Origin of the sequence: Vibrio sp. S234-5 (assembly GCF_000960595.1) — a bacterium.
In the GTDB taxonomy this organism is placed as follows: Bacteria; Pseudomonadota; Gammaproteobacteria; order Enterobacterales; family Vibrionaceae; genus Vibrio.
On the sequence record NZ_JZAM01000284.1, the window covers coordinates 1 to 3638 of the forward strand.

Sequence of the window (3638 nt, forward strand, 5' to 3'; positions counted from 1 at the left end):
GCTTTGTTATGCTTAAGCTTCAATGACTTACGTTTTGATAAAACCAAGATTAACTCGACCTTGATTCACAAGCAAAAGCCAAAACCTAAAAAACGGAAATGACTCATGATTTTGAAAATCAGACTTTTAAATTTGGCTGCTAAAACTTAAAAACCTAAGTTCAATTTGCTGATTGCGCCAACCGCCCTAACCTCACGCTTGCCCGAAAATTGATTGAGGCAACGCTCTGAATTTCCAGCGCCAAAGAATAAGTGTCCAGAAAACAGCGCCCACTGAAGCCAACTTGCCGACAAACTCAAAACTGAAAAGCCAAAGGAACAAAGAAGAACCATAACCCACTGATTTTTGGTGATTAAGCATAACGCCCGCTTAAGGGGCAGCCAACGCCACTACCAACTTGCCGCATAACATCGTAATCACAAAAGCCAACGCATGGTAAAAATGCCACGCGTTGGCTGTCCCTCTTGAAGCGTTTGTTATGTACGTGCGCTTTGTTCCAGCGAAACAAACAACGGCTTTACAAACTTTGCTTCTTCTTGATAACGATTTCTCGTATCCCAAAGATCAACTGCATGTTGAATGTTAAGCCAAAATTCTGGGGTGTTACCTAATGCCGCGGCTAACTTGATTGCTACCGGAGCTGTTAACACACCACCATTAATTAAATTACTCACCGTATTTCTGTGTACGCCCATCGCTTCAGCGAGCGCTTTTGATGTGATGCCCATTGGTTCAAGAAATTCAACTTTTAACATTTCCCCAACGCTAACTGGACGACGTTTTGTCTTACGCATAGTCGTTACCTCAATACTTATGTGGGTCTAAGTAAGTATTTAGTGCAACACCATCAACCCACTGAAAAATCAAACGATACTGTTTGTTCACTCGAATTGAACACCAACCTTTAAGATTTCCTTCAAGATGTTCAAAACGATTACCCGGTGGAATTCTTAAGTCTGATTCAGCTTGAGCTGCATCTAAGATTTCCAGCTTCCGAAATAGAGCGTTCTCTATGCTACTAGGAATTAAACGATGTCGTTTATCATCCTCGTAAAACTGCTCTAACCACTTATCTTTAAATTCTAATGCCATTGCAACTTGCACTGTCTCATTGTGCATCCATAAACAAAGACTAACGCATAATGACACTGTGCACAAGTTTGATTTGTAGGAAGGATTTCAGAAAAGTACATAACGCCGCGTTAAGGGGTGAATGCCGCTTAAATCAACTTTCAGCACACCACTTTCACCCCCCCAAAATCACCGCATACCAAAAATGCCACGCGGCATGAATCCCTCTTGAACGCCTTGTTATACCAATTTTGGGCCAATCATAAGCAACCTAACTTATAAGCCAAACCCAACTTTAGGGAGTTTACGAACTGAGCGAACACCCCATTGTGATAAATCTGGCTTAGGTTGGCCCGTGAAGTCACCAAGGCAGATATACCCTCTAGACAGATAACGATAAAGGAAATCACCACCCTCTAAAGAGCCTCTTCTATCATCACCAAATGGTAATTTTATGCGATCTACTCGTAAATCTGACGCGGCTTTGAAAGCTGGATAAACGCTGGAATTCACCGAATATGAGCTTAGATCGTTTAGAAGTGCTTTATCAGACATTTGTGATGTTGTACGACTAAAGATCATGATTAGACGTTTCTGCTGTTCTGATGAAACGATGATCATTTCCATTTTGGTTTTCCTTTGAAATAAGGAAGTATATAGAAACCAAGCTTCTCTCGATAGTCTCTTGAGTTGGAGCTGATTACGATGAATTGGTATAACGCCGCGTTAAGGGGTGCAGGCACGCAATACAAAAGCTACCGCACAATGCCGTAACCACCAAACGCAACGCAAACTGAAAATGCCGCGCGTGCCAAATCCCACTTGAACGCTTTGTTATGCTTAAGCTTCAATGACTTACGTTTTAATAAAACCAAGATTAACTAGACCTTGATTCACAAACAAAAGCCAAAACCTAAAAAACGGAAATGACTCATGATTTTGAAAATCAGACATTGAACTTTGGCCGCTAATACTCAAAAACCTAAGATCAAATTGCTGATTGAGCCAACCGCCATAACCTCGTGCTTGCCCGAAAATTGACTGAGGCAACTCTCAGAATTTTTAGCGCCCAAGAATGGATGTCCATAAAACAGCGCCCACTGAAGTCAATTTGCCGACGAGCACGAAACTTACAAGCCGAGGGAACAAAGAAAAAACATAAATCACTGATTTTTGGTGATTAAGCATAACGCCCGCCTAAGGGGCTGGCAACGCATAACACCAAACTCAACCACAACAACCGTAACCACCGCGACTCATTGGGACTGGAAACGCCACGCGTTGACAGTCCCTCTTGAGGCGTTTGTTAGCTTCGTAGCCTATTGTTTAACAATGATTTTTTAAACACATTTGCTTGAAAGCCATTTTACGCAGAAGCATCACACAAACACACATCCAACGCCAAAAGCTGTGACGTTGGCTGCCAAAACCTAAAACGATCTAGGCTAAGTTGGCCACGATTAAGAGTCCACGACAAAGAAAGCAAGATCACAGCGATGATGCAGCCTTTTGTGAAACCAAACTTGCCGTGTGGAACATCCAACTACATTGAAACATCGAGGCTTGTGGGTTTTCAGCGGCTTTGAACCTGCTGAACTTTCAACACTTTCTACCAATTCATCATCCGACAAATTCGAAAACCAAGTTGTGAAATTTGAATGCTAAAAGCTGAGTTTTCAAAGCAATTAAACCCAGATTTTGATGATTTTCGCTTTAAGAAGCTAACGCCGTGTTAAGTGGTGAGCAGCGCTACCACCAAAACTAAAGACATTGTGCCATAAACACATAAGCAAAACTTTGAACTGAAGCCGCCGAGCGTTGCGAATCCGTCTTAAACACCTTGTTATACCGCTTGTTTGCAACTAAAATGACCAAGTTAAAGACCGCTTAAAGGAGCTTTTAAATGACTGCTAGAATATTAGCTGATGTTGCTGCAAGTATTACTGAGTTTAAAGCAAACCCGATGAAGGTTGCTTCAAGTGCTTATGGTGAACCAGTAGCCGTGCTAAACCGAAATGAGCCAGCATTTTACTGTGTGCCAGCTGCCGCATACGAAATGATGATGGACAAACTTGAAGATATTGAGCTACTTGCTATAGCAAAAGAACGCGAGTCTGAATCAAGCATTTCGGTGAGCATCGATGACTTATAATCTTGAATTTAAAAGTAGCGCACTTAAAGAGTGGAAAAAACTCGGCGCTACTTTGCAACAGCAATTTAAGAAAAAACTGATTGAGCGTTTAGCTAACCCACATGTTCCTGCATCCAAATTATCCGGGTCAGAGAACATGTATAAGATCAAATTACGCCAATCTGGCTATCGCTTAGTATACAAAGTGCAAGACGACGTAGTTATTGTTACCGTTTTAGCCGTAGGTAAACGTGAACGTAGCGATGTATACAGAAAAGCGATGACAAGGCTCAACGACTGATTGCGGTATAACGCCCGGTTAAGGGGCAGCCAACGCCACAACCAAGCTTCCGCATAACACCGTAACCACCAAAACCAACGCATAATAAAAATGCCGCGCGTTGGCTGTCCCTCTTGAACCGTTTGTTATGTTTAA

Annotated in this window: 6 protein-coding genes and 2 pseudogenes; 2 read left to right on the forward strand and 6 right to left on the reverse strand. The window is 42.1% G+C overall.

Annotated elements, in window-relative coordinates:
• Positions 1–476 precede the first annotated feature (476 nt).
• From UF06_RS17770 to UF06_RS28430, 6 genes and pseudogenes are all read right to left on the reverse strand, one after another.
• Positions 477–794 carry a HigA family addiction module antitoxin gene (locus tag UF06_RS17770; RefSeq protein WP_001232701.1) on the reverse strand — a complete coding sequence of 106 codons (318 nt, stop codon included), beginning with the start codon at positions 792–794 and terminating at the stop codon, positions 477–479.
• Between the two features lie 10 nt (positions 795–804).
• Positions 805–1092, reverse strand: a complete 288-nt coding sequence (locus tag UF06_RS17775) for a type II toxin-antitoxin system RelE/ParE family toxin (protein ID WP_001162670.1) — start codon at positions 1090–1092, stop codon at positions 805–807.
• A gap of 87 nt (positions 1093–1179) precedes the next feature.
• Positions 1180–1331: pseudogene (locus UF06_RS27950) on the reverse strand (DUF3265 domain-containing protein).
• 16 nt (positions 1332–1347) lie between these two features.
• Complete coding sequence (locus tag UF06_RS27955) at positions 1348–1698, reverse strand: hypothetical protein (RefSeq protein ID WP_011150389.1); 351 nt, start codon at positions 1696–1698, stop codon at positions 1348–1350.
• Positions 1699–2397: 699 nt separating this feature from the next.
• Positions 2398–2511, reverse strand: a complete 114-nt coding sequence (locus UF06_RS28425; RefSeq protein WP_319024047.1) for a Tfp pilus assembly protein — start codon at positions 2509–2511, stop codon at positions 2398–2400.
• Positions 2501–2563 (reverse strand): annotated as a pseudogene (locus UF06_RS28430) (DUF645 family protein); the annotation flags it as partial. The pseudogene UF06_RS28430 and the gene UF06_RS28425, both read right to left, overlap by 11 nt.
• A 411-nt stretch (positions 2564–2974) precedes the next feature.
• Between UF06_RS28430 and UF06_RS17785 the strand changes: the two are divergent.
• The gene (locus UF06_RS17785) at positions 2975–3223 is read left to right on the forward strand and encodes a type II toxin-antitoxin system Phd/YefM family antitoxin (RefSeq protein ID WP_045571639.1); all 249 of its coding nucleotides are present in this window, start codon (positions 2975–2977) and stop codon (positions 3221–3223) included.
• Positions 3213–3503: a type II toxin-antitoxin system RelE/ParE family toxin gene (locus tag UF06_RS17790; RefSeq protein WP_045571640.1), complete on the forward strand. Its 291-nt coding sequence runs from the start codon at positions 3213–3215 to the stop codon at positions 3501–3503. The genes UF06_RS17785 and UF06_RS17790 overlap by 11 nt, the downstream gene beginning before the upstream one ends.
• The last annotated feature ends 135 nt before the right edge of the window (positions 3504–3638 follow it).

Bases quoted from the DNA above. Each gene is read 5' to 3' on its own strand.
- UF06_RS27955 (WP_011150389.1), bottom strand. From the start codon at position 1,698: ATGGAAATGATCATCGTTTCATCAGAACAGCAGAAACGTCTAATCATG.
- UF06_RS17790 (WP_045571640.1), top strand. From the start codon at position 3,213: ATGACTTATAATCTTGAATTTAAAAGTAGCGCACTTAAAGAGTGGAAA.
- UF06_RS17775 (WP_001162670.1), bottom strand. From the start codon at position 1,092: ATGGCATTAGAATTTAAAGATAAGTGGTTAGAGCAGTTTTACGAGGAT.
- UF06_RS17770 (WP_001232701.1), bottom strand. From the start codon at position 794: ATGCGTAAGACAAAACGTCGTCCAGTTAGCGTTGGGGAAATGTTAAAA.
- UF06_RS17785 (WP_045571639.1), top strand. From the start codon at position 2,975: ATGACTGCTAGAATATTAGCTGATGTTGCTGCAAGTATTACTGAGTTT.